We start from the raw sequence: 17399 nt of genomic DNA, 5'->3' as shown, positions 1-17399 counted from the left end.
CTTACTTCGAGACCGGATAAACGAAGTTCGTATCGAAGCTCGGACCGAGCTTGAAGTCCTTGAGCTTCGCCGAATAACCCGCGACTTCCGTCTGCTGGAAGACGATCACATAGGGGCTCTGTGCGAGGACCTTCTTCTGCAGGTCCTCGTAAGTTGCAGCACGCTTGGCGGCATCCTTTTCGAGAAGCGCGCCCTGTGCCTCGGCCTCGAGATCCTTCGGCACATCCCAGGCATTACGCCATGCGAGCGTCTTGTTCTTGCCCTCGTCGGAATTGTCGTAATTGATCGCGAAGGTCTCGGCATTCGAGTTCGGGTCGAAATAGTCCGAACCCCACTGGCCGATATAGATGTCGTGGGTGCGGGCGCGGTATTTGGTCAGCGTCTGCTTGCCGTCGCCCGGAATGATTTCGAGCTTGATGCCGGCCTGTGCCAAAGTCTGCTGAACGCTTTCGGCAATGCCGGTCACCGGCTGCGTATTGCGCACGTCCATGGTCACGGTGAAGCCGTCCTTCAGCCCGGCCTTGGCCAGCAGTTCCTTGGCCTTGGCGACGTCGAGCTTGTAGGGGTTCTCGTCGAGCGCACCGAGCTGGCCCTTGGGCAGGAAGGTCTGGTGGATTTCGCCGATGCCCTTGATCAGGGTCGCGCCGATCGCGTCATAATCGACGAGATATTTGAACGCCTCGATCACCTCCGGCTTTGCCAGATTGGCATTCTTCTGGTTGAGGCTGAAATAATAGACCGTGCCCTTCGGCGCCGAAGTGAGCTTGATGCCGTCCTTCTTCGATACCGCGTCGACATCGTTCGGCTCAAGATTGCGGGCAACGTCGATATCGCCGTTTTCCAGCGCCAGGCGCTGGCCGGAGCTTTCCTTCATATGGCGGTAGATCACGCGCTTCAGCTTCGGCTTTTCACCATAATAGTTCGGATTGGCTTCCATCACGACCGCCTCGTTGGCGCGCCATGCCAGCACCTTGTACGGGCCGGAACCGGCAAAACCGGTCTTCATCCACTCATTGCCGAAATCGGTGTCGTATTTGTAGTCGGCCGACGCCGTCATCGGCTTGGCATGTTCCATCACCACCTTCTTCTCGACGACGGAGGCAACCGTTGCGGTCAAGACGTTGAGTACGAAGCTCGGTGCATAAGGCTTGTCGACCGTGAAGGTGAAGGTGTCGGGCGCCGTCGCCTTGGCCTTTTCCGTCACGTTGTCGCCGGTCACGCCGAACTGGGTGATCAGGAAGGCCGGCGACTTGTCGAGCTTGACGGCCCGCTCGAAGGAAAACGCCACGTCTTCGGCCGTCAGCGGACCACCGGACGCGAACTTCAGATCCGGCTTCAGCTTGAACGTATAGGTCATGCCGTCGTCGGAGATCGTCCAGCTGGCGGCCAGATCGCCGATGACCTTCGACGTATCGGCCGGGTCGAGCATGACGAGCTTGCTGTAGCTGTTGGCGGTCACTTCGGCGGTCGAAAGCTCGAACGCCTCGCCCGGATCGATGGTGATGATGTCGTCGATCGCAAAACCCTCGACCAGCGTGTCGGCCGGCGTGGCTGCGAAAACCATCGTCGGCGCAGCGGACAGAAGCAGCGAAAATGCAGCGCCTGCCGAAAGCGCGCGCATCGAGCCGCGAAGCGAATGAAGCATGATAGTCCCCTGTTGTTCGGGCGTTTTCTGCCCGTTATCGATGGTTATTCGTGCCAGGCTTTTGCCAGAACCCTCAACCAGTTCTCGCGGCACAGCTTGGCCAGATCATCGCCAGCGTACCCCGCTGATTTTAGGGCTGCAACCAGATTTTGATTGCCGCTGGCATCGCGGATTTCGGCGGGCACGGTGCAGCCGTCGAAGTCGGAACCGATCGCCACATGGTCGATCCCCATCCGCTCCACCATGTAGTCGACATGGCGGATCATCTCGGACAGCGGCGTCGCGGAATTATCGAGCCCGTCGTTGCGCAGCATGGTGACCGCATAGTTGAGCCCGGCAAGCCCGCCGCTCTCCTTGATCGCATCCATCTGTTTGTCGGTGAGATTGCGGGCGACCGGCGTCAGCGCATGCGCATTGGAATGGCTGGCGATCAGCGGCTGGTCGGAGGTTTTCGCCACGTCCCAGAAGCCCTTTTCGGTAATATGCGACAGGTCGATCAACAGGCCGAGCCGGTTGCAGGCCTTGACCAGCTGGAAGCCGAGATCGGTCAGCCCGGGGCCGGTATCTGTCGTCATCGGAAAGGCGAAGGGCACGCCATGGCCGAAAATATTGTTGCGGCTCCACACCGGCCCGAGCGACCTCAGACCGGCCGCGTGGAAAACATCGAGATTGTCGAGATCGCCGTCGATCGGCTCGCAGCCCTCCATATGCAGGACGGCGGCAAACACATTGTCCTTCATCGCCTGACGGATATCAGCGGTCGAACGGCAAAGCTTCCATGCGCCTTCGCGATCGAGGCGGATGGCGATCGCCGCCTTTTCAAGCCCGATATCGAGCGACGGCGCGTAATCGAGCGGCGCGGCGAGCGGTGTCGCGTAATGCCCGCTTGCGTCCGGATCGCTGAGTACCAGATCGCCGGAGGGAATGTAGATGGCGCAAAGCCCGCCGGCGAGCCCGCCTGCCCGCGCGCGCGGCGCATCGATATGGCCTTCCGGAGTCCCGTTCTTGAATTCCGTAACGGGATCCGCACCCGCCTTCATGTTCCGCCAGAGCCGCAACAAAACATCGTTATGGCCGTCGAACACCAGTTCCATCAAACTATTCCTGAAATATGATTGTCTTGGGGTGGGTCGACGGCGATCCTAGTCAGCCGATCGGCATGCGCAAGCTGAAAAACGTCAGCGCGACCACAGCCCCTCGCCGACGCTATTCAGCATCGGTGTGCGGAAACAGGAGACCACCCGGCCACGCCATTGCGAGCCAAATGCATCGAGCGCACGCTCCCAGCGGTCCGATTGCAGCATGGCAGCACCGATCGCCACCGGCTCGATGCCGAGCGAAGTCATCAGCGTCAGACCCGAGACGATCGAGCTGCCCGAGGAGATCACGTCGTCGATCAATGCCACGCGCTTGCCGGCAATCAGCGGCAGCATCCGGGGATCGACGTAAAGCCGCTTTTGCTGTTCCGGCGTGGTGATCGACGAGAGCGGTACGGAAAGTTCGTCCGCGTACCAGAATTTCTTCGACGTGCCGAGCGGCACATAACGGGGGAAACCAAGCATGCGGGCCACCGCTGCGGCAAGCGTCAGCCCGAGAGTCGGCAGGCCGACGATCACTTCGGGCCTCAGGGCCGCGATCTTTGGCGCGAGATCAGCGGCAAGCGTATCCTGCACCTCGAAACTGGCCTGGTTGATGATCAGCGAGGCAAGCGCCCGGTTGCCGTCGGCAAGCGGGCGGATCGGCAGGACGAGCTGCTGGCCACCGTCCAGCCTTGCTGGAAAGCGGATCGAAAACGGACCACCCTCGTCAAGATGTCCCGGCACGTCAATCCGCTGCCAGAACTCATGTGGTTCGATCGTCCGTTCCATATACCACTCACCCTATTGGAGCACCTCGATGATCGGGCTTTCCAATAGCGTGCCGGCGGCAACGTCGGCAATGCCCCGGTCGGTCAGATGCGGGCCGGCATTGCAGGCAAGCGTCGCGCCGAAACAGGCCTTGAAGATCAGATAGGGCGGCTGCCATTCGACGATCTCGTCCATCGCAGCCCGCATGGCCCGGAACCCGTCGGCCATCTCGCAGACGGAAGCTTCGGACACGAGACCTGCCAGCGGCAACGCCAGCAGACTGGTCACCTTGCCGTCTCTTGCCGCCGCCATGCCGCCGCCGGCAGCGATGACCGCATTGGCCGCCGCTGCCATGTCACGCGGATCGCAACCGAAGACCGTCAGATTGTGGCTGTCATGGGCGAGCGTGGTGGCAAACGCTCCCCTCCACTCACCCCATCCGGTGAGGAAGCCAAGGCGGGTGCGGCTGTCGGCCCGGCCGTGGCGGTGGGTCACGGAGATCAACACCGTACCCTCCGGGGGCACCACGTAACCGTCCTCGACAGCCGCGTCCGCCTGTCCCCAGCGCGTGAAGCGCGGCCGATCGATGGTCGCGATCCGCACTCGGGAGCCTTGCGAGCGGAGTTTGAAATTGTCTTCGCCAAGCGGCTCGAGCTTGACGGTTCCCTGCAGTGGAGCAGTGTTCATCCGCCCGACGCTGATCGCCATCGCGCCGTCGCGCGATACGATCTGGCCACTCGCCACCACAGCCTTCGTGCTGAAATCCTGAAGGTTCGCAAACAGCACGATATCGGCGCGCCGGCCGGCGGCGATCAGGCCGAGATCGGCCCGGCCGATCCTGACGGCACCATTGAGGGTTGCCGCCTGCAGCGCCCATTCCGGCTTCATCCCGTAACGCACCAGCCGCCGCACGACATCGTCGAGCCCGCCGCCATCGACCAGATCGTCGGGAAACACGTCGTCGGTGCAGAGCGTTACCGTCTGCGGCATCTGGCCGAGCCGGTTCAAAACCTCGACGAATTCCGGCAGAAGGTGATCATGCGAGCCGCGCATCTCGATCGTCAGCCCGGCCCGCAGCTTCTGCAACAGGTCGTCGCCCGAGGTCAACTCGTGGTCGGAGGTGATGCCCGCTGCCATGAAGGCGCAGAGATCGCCGCCGGAAAGGCCGCGTGCATGGCCGTTGACGAGTTTTTCGGAAACGAGCGCCGTATGCACGATCGCGCTCATGCGGGGTTCGCGATCGATCACGCCGCGCATGTTCATCACTTCGGAAAGGCCGGCGATCTTCGGCCACATCAACATCTCGTCGATCGCGTCCGCATCGAAATCCGCGCCGGACACCTCGAAGCCGGGGGCGGAAGGGACCGAGGACGGCGCCGTGACGACGGCTCTCAGCGGCAGGCAGCGCACCGCCTCGACCGCCCAGGCCACGCCATCGATGCCGCAGACATTGGCAAATTCATGCGGGTCCCAGACCACCGTCGTGACACCCCGCGGTACCACCACTTCGGCGTAGGCGCCCGGCGTCACCATCGAGCTTTCGATATGCATATGCGTGTCGATCAGTCCCGGCGAGACGAATGCGCCGGTGGCATCGAGCACCTCCGTGGCATCAGAACGCGCGCCGCGCTCATGGACGCTGGCGATCAGCGGCCCGACAATGCCGATATCGGCCGGTCGCAATTCCCCGGTCGCGACATCGACCAAGGTTCCGCCGGTGATCAGGATGTCGAATGGCGCGTCGCCGCGCGCGGCCATCACGGCGCGGTCGCGCAGGCCCGGTTCCGTAAATTCGGCAACAGTCGCGATAATGTTCTTCACCAGCTTGCCTCCGCCCTCAACGCCGCGAGGATGATCGTCTTTGCCTTTTTCACATCGATCGCCGCAGCATAAGCCGCATTGAATTCGCCCCGTCCCGTTCGGCTCTCGACGACGGTACGGCCGCGCGTGACGGTGCCGGCAAGCTCGATATCGATCCGCGCCGGCTGCCAGGTCAGCAATTCCGGCCGGGCGAAGGCGACAGCCGCCACCGCGTCGTAAAGCGACATCGCCTTTCGCCCGCGGCTGGTGGCGATCTCGACGAAACCGGCAAGCAGATCGGCCAGCAGATCGGCATTACGGCCACCGGCGGCACGCACCGGTTCGACATCTTCCGGCGCGCAAAGCACCGTGCGGCAAAGGTCGAGATCGACCATCCGCAACGGGATGCCATGAGACAGCACGATCGCCACCGCTTCCGGGTCGGCAAACGCGTTGAACTCTGCCGATGCGGTATGGTTGCCGACGGTCAGCCCGCCGCCCATCCAGGTGAGATCGGTGATTTTTGCCGCAAGATCGGGCCGCGCCAGCGCGACCGCGGCGATATTCGTCAGCGGTCCGAGCGCCAGTATCCGGCACTCGCCCCCGTCCCTGGCGTCGGCGCGCTGAAGCCAGTTGCACAGTGCCTCGAATCCGTCCTCGGCAAATGTGTCCGTCCCAGCCGGCAGCGCCTTGCCAATGGTCGGCATCCCCGCATCGCTCAGAACCGCAACCGCTGTTTCGAGACGGCCGGTCACCGGCATCGCCCGGCCGACATGGATCGGGAACGGCCAGACGAAGGCGCCGGCCGCACCGGCAGCATTGCGCCGTACCTGGCTGAGCGGCGCATTGCCGAAGACCAGTGAAATCCCATCCACCGCCATGCCCTCATGCGCCGCCACGATGATGGCCGCAAGGTCATCAAAGCCCATGTCCGTATCGATCCAGACGCCCATCTTACGCAAGCCTCGGCAACGCAACCACCGGAACAGTCACAACAAAGACATATACGCAGGATTGAAAAAACCGGATCACTGACATCATGGTCGATTGGCGGACATTCATTGTCTTGCAGCGCTTTCAGGCGTAACGAACCGAAAATCTCGATCGGTTTTCAAAATTCGTTGCGCGATCTATCAAAGGATGCAGCGCCACCATGACCATAGGGCAATGCGCAGCCGCTGTAGTTGACTAATCATTTACTCAACCATAAGCACAAGATTGCTTGCATGTCGAGCCAAATGCAACCATCCATAGCCCCATACAGTATTCATATAGAGAAATAGAAGAAGGTGTGGCTACCAGGCCACGATCTCCTGGCCGTAGCGTGCCACCTCCTCCATCAGCCAGGCCCGGAAGGCAACGACCGGCGGGAAATCGTTCTTTGCCTGTGGTGCTACCACATAATAGGCACTGGGGCTGATGATCTGATGCGGATAGGCCTGCACCAGCTGGCGGCTGGCAAGCTCGGTATCGATGAGGAAAAGCGGCATCAGCCCGACACCGAGGCCGGCAATACAGGCCTGCGTCACGCTGCCGAACTGCTCGAAACGCATGCCTTCACTGACGCTGCCCGCCACCTGCAGACTGTCGAACCAGTGTCGCCACCCACCCGGGCGCGACGCCATGTGCAAAAGCGGCAGCCGCAACAGGTCTTCGGGCTGCTCGACCGGATTGGCGACAAGAAAGGCAGGCGAGCAGACCGGCGCCACCATTTCCTCCATCAGAAAGGTACAATCGGCACCCGGCCATTCCGGCCCGTCTTGCCCCCTTAGGCCCACATGGATTGCCAGATCGATCCCGTCGCGCTCGAAATCGAACACTCCGATGCGGGTGGCAAAATTGAGCGTGATCTCCGGATGGCGGGCGACAAAGCCCGGAATGCGCGGCATCAGCCAGCGCGTGCCGAAAGTCGGCAGGATTGCCAGGTTCAGCTGATCGCTATGCCGTTTGGTCATGGCTTGCAGCGAAGCCGAGCGGATCTGTGAAAGCGCGGAGGCAATCGCCGTGGCGAAACTTGCCCCTGCCGATGTCAGCAGCACACCGCGGCTCGTGCGGTCGAACAGCATCACCCCGAGCTGCTCCTCAAGCCCAGAAACCTGCCGGCTTATCGCGCCTTGCGTCAATGACAGCTCATCCGCTGCCAGCGAGAAACTGCCAAGCCTTGCGACCGAATCGAAAGCGGCAAGCGCGGATGTAGAGGGCAGCAGTTTGCGGGAGAGATTGCTCATCCCCTATTACTATCCATCATGCAGGATTGAGTAAACCGGCCTTGCTCCCGCCCGAACAGGGGCGTAATCCGACTGACGAATGCCAATATTCCACAATCGGCTCCCCCGCCGCCGCCCTTAGGAGGATCTCCCTTGGCCTTTACCTGGAACGACCCCTTCCTGCTTGACGACCAGCTGACCGACGACGAACGGATGATCCGCGATACGGCCGCAGCCTTTGCCAAGGCAGAACTGCTGCCACGCGTTGAGGAAGCCTATCTGGAGGAAAAGACGGATGCCGGCCTGTTCCGGCTGATGGGCCGGACCGGCCTTCTCGGCGTCACGCTTCCGGAAGAATACGGGGCGGCCAGCGCATCCTACGTCGCCTACGGCCTCGTCGCCCGCGAGATCGAGCGAATCGACAGCGGTTATCGCTCGATGATGAGCGTCCAGTCCTCGCTGGTCATCTACCCGATCTTCGCCTACGGCTCCGACGAGCAGAGACAAAAATACCTGCCCGGCCTCGTCTCCGGCGAACTGATCGGCTGTTTCGGCCTGACCGAGCCGGATGCCGGCTCGGATCCGGGCGGCATGAAGACCCGCGCCGAAAAGATCGAGGGCGGTTATCGCCTGCGCGGCGCGAAGATGTGGATTTCCAATGCCCCGATCGCCGACGTTTTTGTCGTCTGGGCGAAATCGGAAGCCCATAACAACGAGATCCGCGGCTTCGTCCTGGAAAAGGGCATGAAGGGCCTCTCGGCCCCCAAGATCGGCGGCAAGCTGTCGCTGCGCGCCTCGATCACCGGCGAGATCGTCATGGATGGCGTAGAGGTGACCGAAGCCGCGCTTCTGCCGAATGTTTCGGGTCTCAAGGGCCCGTTCGGCTGTCTCAACCGTGCCCGCTACGGCATTTCCTGGGGCGTCATGGGGGCGGCCGAAGACTGCTGGTTCCGCGCCCGCGATTATGGCCTGGACCGCAAGCAGTTCGGCAAACCGCTCGCCGGCATGCAGCTCTACCAGAAGAAGCTTGCCGACATGCAGACCGAGATCGCGCTCGGCCTCCAGGCTTCGCTGCGCGTCGGCCAGCTGATGGACCAGCACCGGATGGCGCCGGAAATGATCTCCATCGTCAAGCGCAACAATTGCGGCAAGGCACTCGATATCGCCCGTAACGCCCGTGACATGCATGGCGGCAACGGCATCCAGGTCGGTTACCACGTCATGCGACATGCCCAGAACCTCGAAACGGTCAATACCTACGAGGGCACCCACGACGTCCATGCCCTGATCCTGGGACGCGCCCAGACGGGCATCCAGGCGTTTTTCTGACGCCACCCGAGAACCGTTTCCCAAGGGGCCCGACGCCTGCCGCCGGGCCTTTTTTGGCAATTCCCGTGTTGTGGAAGGTCGTTCGGCCACAGCCATCGACTGCACGCAAGAAGGTTATTCGGCGCACTCACACCCGGCGCCGCTATTCGTCATTGGCCAAGATCAGGCCTTGGGTGTATCAGTGCGATGCAATTCATCACGGGCAACTGATATAGGAAAGATCTCGGCAAGCATGCATGCCACGGACAGTGCGGCAGATCACGCCGCTCCAAGCAATATCGCCCCAAACAATCTGGAGGGCGAGTTCAATGTCGGCGACCGGCTTTGCCTTGTCCGCAAGAGCCACGGTTTGTCGCAGCGCGCTTTGGCGGTAAAGGCCGGCGTCACCCATTCGCTGGTGTCGCTGATCGAGAAGAACAAGGTCAGCCCGTCGGTCGCCTCGCTGAAAAAGATCCTCGAGGCCATCAACTATCCGCTGACCGATTTCTTCGCCCTGACGCTGCCGCCTGTCGATCAGATCTTCTACCGCGCCGACGAACTGACACCGTTGTCGAAAGGCGCCCTGACCTTGCTTCAGGTCGGCGACGCGAAATCCCACAGCGTGCAGATCTTTCACGAATTCTACGAGCCGGGCGCCGATACCGGCGAAACCATGCTCGCCCATGAAGCGGAGGAAGGCGGCGTGGTCGTTGCCGGCGAGCTGGAAGTGACGGTCGGCAGCCAGACCCGCATCCTCAAACGCGGCGATGCCTACCTCTTCAACAGTCGCCTGCCGCATCGCTACCGCAATGTCGGCACCGAGCGCTGCGAGGTCGTCAGCGCCGTCACGCCGCCCTATCTCTGATTGAGAGCCCTATACGTTTTAATCCGATAAGTATGACTTTTTTTGACGGGACCGGCGTTGATTGTCAGGCCTCTTTGTCTTAACTCAGCTACCGGAAACTTCCGCCCCGCCGCCAGCGGTTTTCTGCCGCGCGACCAGACTTTTCTAAACGAAAGTGGACCCCCATGCAGACCTATCCCGACGTGAAGCTCTTCATCAATGGCGAATGGCGCGATGCCATCGCGGGCGAAACCATCGAGGTGACTGACCCGGCGACCGACGAAGTGATCGGCAAGATCGCCCATGCCCGGCATGCCGACCTCGATCTGGCGCTCGAAGCTGCCGACAAGGGCTTCAAGATCTGGCGCGATACCGCCCCGTTCGATCGCTCCAAGCTGATGCGCAAGGCAGCCGACCTCCTGCGCGAGCGCGCCGACAAGATCGCGTATCTGATGACCCGCGAGCAGGGCAAGCCGCTGGCCCAGTCCAAGATGGAAATCATGGGCGCCGCCGACACGATCGACTGGTTTGCCGAAGAAGCCCGCCGCACCTACGGCCAGATCATCCCGGCCCGGTTCTCCGGCGTCAACCAGATGACCATCAAGCAGCCGGTAGGCCCGGTCGCGGCGTTCACGCCGTGGAACTTCCCGATCAACCAGATCGTCCGCAAGCTTTCCGCAGCCGTCGCCACCGGCTGCTCGATCATCGTCAAGGCACCGGAAGAAACCCCGGCTTCGCCTGCCGAACTGATCCGCGCCTTCGCCGATGCCGGCATTCCGGCCGGCGTTATCGGCCTCGTCTACGGCATCCCGGCCGAAGTGTCGGAATACCTGATCCCGCATCCGGTCATCCGCAAGATCTCGTTCACCGGCTCGACCCCGATCGGCAAGCATCTCGCAGCCCTCGCCGGCAAGCACATGAAACGCGCCACGATGGAACTCGGCGGCCACGCGCCGGTGATGATCTTCAACGACGCCGATCTCGACAAGGCGATCGAAGTCACCGCCATGTCGAAATTCCGCAATGCCGGCCAGGTCTGCGTCGCCCCGACCCGCTTCCTGATCCAGGACGGCGTCGCCGACAAGTTCATGGAAGGTTTCGTCAAGGCGGCTGCCGCCATCAAGGTTGGCAACGGCCTCGAAGCCGACACCGGCATGGGCCCGCTTGCCAACGAGCGCCGCATTCCGGCCATGGAAGCACTCATCCAGGACGCCGTCTCCAACGGCGCGGAACTGAAGACCGGCGGCAAGCGCATCGGCAACAAGGGCAATTTCTTCGAGCCCACCGTTCTTGCCAACGTGCCGACCTCGGCCAAGATCATGAACGACGAGCCCTTCGGCCCGATCGCCATCGTCAACCGCTTCTCGACCTATGAGGACGCGATCACCGAGGCGAACCGCCTTCCCTTCGGCCTTGCCTCCTACGCCTTCACCGGCTCGGTCAAGACCGCCCATGCGCTCGGCCGCGAAGTCGAGGCCGGCATGCTGACGATCAACCACAATGGTCTCGCCCTGCCGGAAGTCCCGTTCGGCGGCATGAAGGATTCGGGTTACGGCACGGAAGGCGGCTCGGAAGCCGTCGCCGCCTATCTCGAAACCAAATATGTCAGCCAGATGAACTGATCTACCCATCCCTGATGGCATTCAAGAACCGGCCGGAGCCAACGCTCCGGCCGGTTTTCTTTTGCACCTTGCCCATAATCCACAAGTCGGCTACGAAACAAAAAGTGAACATACGGATCGAGCTATGGCCGAGACAGAAGCGGAAGCCGCACCTCTCCTGAAGGAGATTTTCAACCGCGACCGGCTGAACCATTTCGCCCGCGAGACGACCGCCATCCATCCGGCCTTCGATGGCAAAAGGTTCCTGGCGCGCGCATCGGATGGCCTCGACACGCTGAGCATCATGCAACGCCTGCGCCAGATCGCCGTTGCCTATCAGGCAACGCTTCCCGGTCCTTTCGAGAAAAACATCGAGATCCTCTTTGCGCTCGCCCCGCGCATCAATCACGGTTTCGCCTCGATCACGCTCGCCGAATATGTGGCGCTCTACGGCCACGACCATTTCGACCTGTCGATGCAAGCACTTGCCTTCTTCACCCGCTTCGGTTCATCCGAATTTGCCGTCAGGCATTTCCTCCTGAAAGATCTGCAGCGCACGCTGGATGTCATGCAGGACTGGTCGAAGGACGACAACGAACATGTGCGTCGCCTCGCCAGCGAAGGCTGCCGCCCGCGCCTGCCCTGGTCGTTCCAGTTGAAAGCCCTGATCACCGACCCGGCGCCGGTCGCCTCCATCCTTGAAAACCTGAAGGCGGATCCGAGCCTTTACGTGCGCAAATCCGTCGCCAACCATCTGAACGACATCACCAAGGACCACCCGGAATGGGTGCTGGAAAAGCTGAAGGCCTGGGACCAGACGGATACCCGCACAGCCTGGATCACCAGGCAGGCGCTACGCACCCTGATCAAGAAGGGTGACAACCGCGCGCTGCATGTGTTCGGCGCAGGCCACAGGCCCGAAGTGAGGATAGAGAGCTTCTCGGTGACGCCCGCCACCCTGAAGCTCGGCGGCGCCGTGAGGATTACTGTGAAATTGGCGTCGACCTCACCCGCATCGCAGAAACTGGTGATCGATTATGCCGTCCATTACATCAAGAAGGCCGGCGGCACGTCGAAGAAAGTGTTCAAATGGAAGGAACTGACGCTGGCGCCGAACGCCGACGCCGAACTTTCCATCAGCCGCGCCATTCGCGACTTCACCACCCGTGTCCATTACCCGGGTCGACACATTGTCGAACTGGTCGTTAATGGTGAGATCCTGGCAACAGAAGCCTTCGACCTCACCATCTGACCAAAAAGAAAGAGCACCGCCAAGGCGATGCTCTGATCTTCACTTCTTCTTGTCGAAACCGCCTGCGGGCTTCTTCTTGAACGGCTTGTCGCCGGGCGCCTTGTTGAATGGCTTGTCGCCGCTCTTCTTGTAGGGCTTGTCGGCATTGGCCTTGGGCTTCTCGCCCCAGACATCGTCGTCCATGCGGCGTTCGGCGCTGGGCTTTTCGCCCTTTGGCTTCCAGTCCTTGCGCGGCGCATCACTGAACGACTTTTCGCCGTCCTTGAAAGGCTTCTTTTCGCGGAACGGCTTGTCACCGAAGGCCTTGTCGCCGCGCGGACCGTCCTTGGCGAACGGCTTGTCCTTGCGGAAGCCGTCCTTCTTCGGACCATCCTTCCACGGCTTGTCCAGCCGCGGGCCTTCGCGCTTGGTGAAACCTTCGTCGTCGCTGCCGCGCGAGAACTTGCTGAAATCGGGTGCTGCATCGAGACGCGTCACGCGAATGCCGCGGTCCATCGTCTTGTCCTTGCCGAGCTTTGCCATGAAGCGGTCGGCATGAGCCTCGGCGATCTCGACGAAGGTCTCGTCGGCCTGCATCTTGATCGCACCGATCTCGTTCTTGCTGAGATCGCCGCTCTTGCAGATGGTCGGGATCAGCCAGCGCGGCTCGGCGCGCTGCTTGCGGCCGACCGACAGCGAAAACCACACGGCCGGGCCGAAATCGCCCCGCGGCGTCAGCGGCCGGGATGCCGGCTCGCCGCCTTCGCGCGGCTTGCGGGCTTCGAGCGAGACTTCGACAATATCTTCCGGCGCGGAATTCTTGCCGCGATACATGCTGACAAAGGCGGCAGCCAACTTGGTCGCGTCAAAACGCTCGGTCAGCTTGCCGATCAGCGCCAGTTCATCCTCATCCGTCGTCATGTCCTGGAAGATCGGATCTGCGAACAGACGTTCCTCGTCGCGGGCCGACACTTCGTCGGCAGACGGTGGGCGTGCCCAGGTTGGCTCGACCTTGGCGCCGAACAGCAGGCGTTCGGCCTTGCGGCGCTGGCTGACCGGCACGATCAGCGCGCTGACACCCTTGCGGCCCGCACGGCCGGTACGGCCCGAACGGTGCAGCAGGGTTTCGGAATTGGTCGGCAGGTCGGCATGAATGACGAGTTCCAGGCCCGGCAGGTCGATACCGCGGGCAGCAACGTCGGTCGCGATGCAGACGCGGGCGCGGCCGTCGCGCATCGCCTGCAGCGCGTGGGTACGCTCGTTCTGGGTCAGCTCGCCGGAAAGCGCCACGACCGAGAAATTGCGATTGGACAGACGGGCATGCAGATGATTGACCGCAGCGCGCGTCGAGCAGAACACGATGGCATTCGGCGACTCGTAATACCGCAGCGCGTTGACGATGGCGTTCTCGCGGTCAGATGGCGTGCACAGCAGCGCCCGATAGTCGATATCGACATGCTGCTTCTGCTCGGCGGCAGTGGCAATCCGCACGGCATCGCGCTGGTAGCTCTTGGCAAGCTTGGCGATGGCGGCCGGCACGGTGGCCGAGAACATCAGCGTGCGGCGGTCGGACGGTGCAGCTTCGAGAATGAATTCGAGATCTTCGCGGAAACCGAGATCGAGCATTTCGTCGGCTTCGTCGAGCACGGCGGCGCGGATTGCCGACATGTCGAGCGCGTTGCGACGAATGTGGTCGCAGATACGGCCAGGCGTGCCGACGACGATATGTGCGCCGCGTTCCAGCGCCCGGCGTTCCGAGCGGATATCCATGCCGCCAACGCAGGAGGTGATCTCCGCCCCGGCTTCGGCATAAAGCCAGTCCAGCTCGCGCTTCACCTGCATGGCAAGCTCGCGGGTCGGCGCGATGACGAGCGCCAGAGGCGCGCCGGCGCGGCCGAAACGATCGCTGTCACCCAGCAGCGTCGGCGCCATGGCAATGCCGAAGGCGACCGTCTTGCCGGAGCCCGTCTGGGCGGAAACAAGCGCGTCGGAGGTTGCGAGCGCCGGGTCCAGCATGGCCAGCTGGACGGGGGTGAGCGTCTCGTAACCACGCTTCTGCAAAGCCTTCGCGATCGCCGGAACGGCGCCGTTGATATCGGTCATCAAATCTGTCTTTCGGATATGTCTGGCTCTAAAGGCCGAGGCTGCAACGATCGCAGCCGAACGTTTGCGCCGTCCCTATAGGGTAAGGCGACAAAAGTCAAAGGATGGCTGAGGAGGGGGGCCGAACAATGCAATGGCAAACCCGCCGCAATCGGGAGCCTATCGTCAGATACTTGTGCCTGATTTTTTCGGTCTTCCGCCTTTTGCGCCATTCGCGCGGCTTGCGGAAACCTTCGCTTCTGACCGTGATTGTCCGCCGAGGCGCCGTGCATCCAGGAACGCCTTGCTGCCGAATATCCCGTTCATCAGCCCGGCAATACCGTAGTCGACATCCAGCGTTTCCCAGTGAAGCCCGGTCTCCCCGAGAAGCGAGACCTCGGCCAGTTCCTCCGCCGTCGCGTTTTCCAGCCCCTCGACCGCTCTGGCTGGAAAGATGAAGGAAGCACCATTGGTAAAATCGACAACGATACGCTCCGAAGGCCCGTCGAAGCGGACAGCCGAGGGTGTAGGCCGCGCTGCTCGCTCGCTTTCCCAACGTTGTTTTGCCTGCGCCAACTCTTCGTCAGAGATCTCAGCCATGATATTGTCTCCATGTATCGAGAAACAGTTGCTGGTTGGCCTCGACAAGGTCCACAGCCTTGCGGACATCCCGGTCAGACATTCCACCCTGGGTGATAACCGAGAGCCTGACGATATCGATCCGCGCTTCACCATCACCAAAGACATGGACATGTGGCGGCTCATGGTCAGCCGTATACACGACAAATCGCATTCCGTGATGGCGAAGAACGGTAACCATGGACGAGAATAACCCAACTAGTTGGGAAAGACAAAGACGAAATATGGGCGTTTGGCCGGATCGATAGTGCAACATCTCGCGTGCCGGGCACTTTCATGGCCGCACGCAAAATCGTCAACCTGTCGCGAACACCTTCGCCCGTCTCAATGTCACGAACCCACTCTCCCCCGCTTTCACCGCCTGTTCCGGCTCCACGTCGAATTCCAGCGGTTCGCCGGCTTGCGTTTCCGCCAGCACCCGACGGCTGTCTGGGCGGTCGAGAACGCGGGTGATGGTCGCGGCAATGCCCGGCCCTGCCTCAGACCAGTCGAGATCGGCGGGGCGTGCATAAAGCTCCGCCTTGCCGTCGGCGACACCGGATGCGTCCACCGATATGCTGCCGGCATAGGCGCGGCCATCCCGTACCTCAGCGGACAGCACATTGGCATCGCCCAAAAATTTCATCACGAAGGCCGATTGCGGATCGCGGCACACCTGTTCCGGCGTGCCTTCCTGGATGATCTGCCCGTCCTTCAGGATCACCACCCGGTCGGCCAGATCCAGCGCCTCTTCCTGGTCGTGGGTGACGAAAATCGTCGTGATGCCGAGTTCTGAATGGATCTCGCGCAGCCAGCGGCGCAGGTCGTGGCGCACATTGGCATCGAGCGCACCGAACGGCTCGTCGAGCAACAGCACTTTCGGATCGACCGACAGCGCCCGCGCCAGCGCCACGCGCTGCCGCTGGCCACCGGAAATCTGCGCCGGGAACCGGTCACCCAGCCCTTCCAGCCGCACCAGCCGTAGAAGGTCGGCCACCCGGGTCTCGATCGCTGACCTGTCGCGCTTCACCTTCGACACCTTCATGCCGAAGGCGATGTTGTCGGCGACGGTCATATGCGGAAACAATGCGTAATGCTGGAAGACGAAACCGACACCACGGTCGCGCACCGGAATATCGGTCGCATCCTGATCGCCGAAATGGATTGCGCCGCCATCGGCATATTCGAGCCCGGCCACCATGCGCAGGATGGTCGTCTTGCCCGAGCCGGAAGGGCCGAGCAGCGCCACCAGCTGACCGCTTTCGATATCGAGCGACACGCCCTTGACGGCGCGGAAGGTCTCGAAGGTTTTGACGACGTTTTCGAGGCGGATCTTCATGCTGTTTTCTCTGACCTGTTGGCCTGCTTGCGGACGCGGCCCGCACCCTGGCGCTCGAGCGCCACCTTGGCGATGATGGTGATGACGGCGATGGTGGCAAGGATCGAAGCCGCCGCAAACGCGCCGGTCGCCTGATAGTCGTGATAGAGCAGTTCGATATGCAGCGGCAGCGTGTTCGTCTGGCCGCGGATATTGCCTGACACGATCGATACCGCGCCGAATTCGCCCATCACCCGCGCATTGCACAGGATGACGCCGTAAAGCATCGCCCATTTGACATTGGGCAGCGTCACCGAAAAGAAGGTGCGCCAGCCGGATGCGCCAAGCGATGTCGCCGCTTCCTCGAGGTCGCGTCCCTGCGCCTGCATCAGCGGGATCAGCTCGCGGGCGACGAATGGGGCGGTGACGAACATCGAGGCGATGATGATGCCGGGGATCGCGAACAGGATCTTGATATCATAGGTCTCGAGCAACGGCCCGAACAGGCCCTGCAGCCCGTAGACGAACAGATAGGCGACACCCGCGACGATCGGCGAAACCGAAAACGGGATCTCGATGACAACCAGCAGCAATCGCTTGAAGCGGAAGTCGAACTTGGTGATCGCCCAGGCAGCAGCTACGCCGAAGACGGTATTGACCGGTACCGCGATCAGCGCGGTGAGCACCGTCAGCATGATGGCATGCTGTGTGTCGGGATGGAGGATCGTGTCGCGATAGACGGCCCAGCCCTTGGCAAATGCCTCGACGCCGATGACGAGCAGCGGTGCTACGATGACGAAGACGACGAGCAAAAGCACGATGCCGATCAGCATGCGACGGAAGATCGGGGCATCGCCGACACGCGGCGGCTTGCGGCGGGTGGAAAGCGTGCTCATGG

15 protein-coding genes are annotated in these 17399 nt (G+C 61.9%); 4 read left to right on the top strand and 11 right to left on the bottom strand.

The window, feature by feature from the left end:
- Nucleotide 1: 1 nt before the first annotated feature.
- The 6 genes from AC2GXZ_RS01350 to AC2GXZ_RS01325 all read right to left on the bottom strand — a co-directional run bounded on the left by AC2GXZ_RS01350 (nt 2) and on the right by AC2GXZ_RS01325 (nt 7520).
- Nucleotides 2-1645: an ABC transporter substrate-binding protein gene (locus AC2GXZ_RS01350; RefSeq protein WP_483757327.1), complete on the bottom strand. Its 1644-nt coding sequence runs from the start codon at nt 1643-1645 to the stop codon at nt 2-4.
- A 44-nt stretch (nt 1646-1689) separates the two neighbouring features.
- Nucleotides 1690-2739, bottom strand: a complete 1050-nt coding sequence (locus tag AC2GXZ_RS01345) for a dipeptidase (protein ID WP_483757326.1) — start codon at nt 2737-2739, stop codon at nt 1690-1692.
- Nucleotides 2740-2823: 84 nt separating this feature from the next.
- A complete protein-coding gene (locus tag AC2GXZ_RS01340; RefSeq protein ID WP_483757325.1) occupies nt 2824-3513 on the bottom strand; it encodes a phosphoribosyltransferase in 690 nt (229 codons plus the stop codon).
- Between the two features lie 12 nt (nt 3514-3525).
- Nucleotides 3526-5250, bottom strand: coding sequence for an adenine deaminase (locus tag AC2GXZ_RS01335; protein ID WP_483758229.1), 1725 nt, complete (start codon nt 5248-5250; stop codon nt 3526-3528).
- 59 nt (nt 5251-5309) lie between these two features.
- Nucleotides 5310-6245, bottom strand: coding sequence for a nucleoside hydrolase (locus AC2GXZ_RS01330; RefSeq protein WP_483757324.1), 936 nt, complete (start codon nt 6243-6245; stop codon nt 5310-5312).
- A gap of 342 nt (nt 6246-6587) precedes the next feature.
- A complete protein-coding gene (locus AC2GXZ_RS01325) occupies nt 6588-7520 on the bottom strand; it encodes a LysR family transcriptional regulator (RefSeq protein WP_483757323.1) in 933 nt (310 codons plus the stop codon).
- Between the two features lie 132 nt (nt 7521-7652).
- Between AC2GXZ_RS01325 and AC2GXZ_RS01320 the strand changes: the two genes are divergently transcribed.
- The 4 genes from AC2GXZ_RS01320 (at nt 7653) to AC2GXZ_RS01305 (ending at nt 12504) form a co-directional block, all read left to right on the top strand.
- Nucleotides 7653-8828: an acyl-CoA dehydrogenase gene (locus tag AC2GXZ_RS01320; RefSeq protein ID WP_483757322.1), complete on the top strand. Its 1176-nt coding sequence runs from the start codon at nt 7653-7655 to the stop codon at nt 8826-8828.
- 232 nt (nt 8829-9060) lie between these two features.
- Nucleotides 9061-9672 carry a cupin domain-containing protein gene (locus AC2GXZ_RS01315; protein ID WP_483757321.1) on the top strand — a complete coding sequence of 204 codons (612 nt, stop codon included), beginning with the start codon at nt 9061-9063 and terminating at the stop codon, nt 9670-9672.
- 164 nt (nt 9673-9836) lie between these two features.
- Nucleotides 9837-11273 (top strand): NAD-dependent succinate-semialdehyde dehydrogenase, encoded by a 1437-nt coding sequence (locus AC2GXZ_RS01310; protein ID WP_483757320.1) that lies wholly within the window; start codon nt 9837-9839, stop codon nt 11271-11273.
- A 124-nt stretch (nt 11274-11397) separates the two neighbouring features.
- Nucleotides 11398-12504 (top strand): DNA alkylation repair protein, encoded by a 1107-nt coding sequence (locus AC2GXZ_RS01305; RefSeq protein WP_483757319.1) that lies wholly within the window; start codon nt 11398-11400, stop codon nt 12502-12504.
- Between the two features lie 39 nt (nt 12505-12543).
- On the opposite strand, the gene AC2GXZ_RS01300 is transcribed toward AC2GXZ_RS01305, so the two are convergent.
- The 5 genes from AC2GXZ_RS01300 to cysW form a co-directional block, all read right to left on the bottom strand.
- On the bottom strand, nt 12544-14586 hold the full coding sequence (locus tag AC2GXZ_RS01300; RefSeq protein WP_483757318.1) for a DEAD/DEAH box helicase: 2043 nt from the start codon (nt 14584-14586) through the stop codon (nt 12544-12546).
- A 165-nt stretch (nt 14587-14751) separates the two neighbouring features.
- Complete coding sequence (locus AC2GXZ_RS01295) at nt 14752-15165, bottom strand: DUF2442 domain-containing protein (protein WP_483757317.1); 414 nt, start codon at nt 15163-15165, stop codon at nt 14752-14754.
- Nucleotides 15158-15358 carry a DUF4160 domain-containing protein gene (locus AC2GXZ_RS01290; RefSeq protein ID WP_483758228.1) on the bottom strand — a complete coding sequence of 67 codons (201 nt, stop codon included), beginning with the start codon at nt 15356-15358 and terminating at the stop codon, nt 15158-15160. Before AC2GXZ_RS01290 ends, AC2GXZ_RS01295 begins: the two co-directional genes overlap by 8 nt.
- Before the next feature lie 141 nt (nt 15359-15499).
- Complete coding sequence (locus AC2GXZ_RS01285; RefSeq protein WP_483757316.1) at nt 15500-16522, bottom strand: sulfate/molybdate ABC transporter ATP-binding protein; 1023 nt, start codon at nt 16520-16522, stop codon at nt 15500-15502.
- Nucleotides 16519-17397, bottom strand: coding sequence for a sulfate ABC transporter permease subunit CysW (gene cysW, locus AC2GXZ_RS01280; RefSeq protein ID WP_483757315.1), 879 nt, complete (start codon nt 17395-17397; stop codon nt 16519-16521). Before cysW ends, AC2GXZ_RS01285 begins: the two co-directional genes overlap by 4 nt.
- Between the last annotated feature and the right edge of the window lie 2 nt (nt 17398-17399).

The organism is Aliirhizobium sp. YIM B11859, assembly GCF_057163345.1.
The sequence above is the reverse complement of the archived record's forward strand: the minus strand, read 5'-3'. Positions and strand labels throughout refer to the sequence as shown.

Coding starts and splice junctions, on each gene's coding strand:
- AC2GXZ_RS01295 (WP_483757317.1), bottom strand. CDS start 15,165: ATGGCTGAGATCTCTGACGAAGAGTTGGCGCAGGCAAAACAACGTTGG.
- AC2GXZ_RS01350 (WP_483757327.1), bottom strand. CDS start 1,645: ATGCTTCATTCGCTTCGCGGCTCGATGCGCGCGCTTTCGGCAGGCGCT.
- cysW (WP_483757315.1), bottom strand. CDS start 17,397: ATGAGCACGCTTTCCACCCGCCGCAAGCCGCCGCGTGTCGGCGATGCC.
- AC2GXZ_RS01340 (WP_483757325.1), bottom strand. CDS start 3,513: ATGGAACGGACGATCGAACCACATGAGTTCTGGCAGCGGATTGACGTG.
- AC2GXZ_RS01345 (WP_483757326.1), bottom strand. CDS start 2,739: ATGGAACTGGTGTTCGACGGCCATAACGATGTTTTGTTGCGGCTCTGG.
- AC2GXZ_RS01300 (WP_483757318.1), bottom strand. CDS start 14,586: ATGACCGATATCAACGGCGCCGTTCCGGCGATCGCGAAGGCTTTGCAG.
- AC2GXZ_RS01310 (WP_483757320.1), top strand. CDS start 9,837: ATGCAGACCTATCCCGACGTGAAGCTCTTCATCAATGGCGAATGGCGC.
- AC2GXZ_RS01315 (WP_483757321.1), top strand. CDS start 9,061: ATGCATGCCACGGACAGTGCGGCAGATCACGCCGCTCCAAGCAATATC.
- AC2GXZ_RS01330 (WP_483757324.1), bottom strand. CDS start 6,245: ATGGGCGTCTGGATCGATACGGACATGGGCTTTGATGACCTTGCGGCC.
- AC2GXZ_RS01290 (WP_483758228.1), bottom strand. CDS start 15,358: ATGCGATTTGTCGTGTATACGGCTGACCATGAGCCGCCACATGTCCAT.
- AC2GXZ_RS01325 (WP_483757323.1), bottom strand. CDS start 7,520: ATGAGCAATCTCTCCCGCAAACTGCTGCCCTCTACATCCGCGCTTGCC.
- AC2GXZ_RS01285 (WP_483757316.1), bottom strand. CDS start 16,522: ATGAAGATCCGCCTCGAAAACGTCGTCAAAACCTTCGAGACCTTCCGC.
- AC2GXZ_RS01335 (WP_483758229.1), bottom strand. CDS start 5,250: ATGGCCGCGCGCGGCGACGCGCCATTCGACATCCTGATCACCGGCGGA.
- AC2GXZ_RS01305 (WP_483757319.1), top strand. CDS start 11,398: ATGGCCGAGACAGAAGCGGAAGCCGCACCTCTCCTGAAGGAGATTTTC.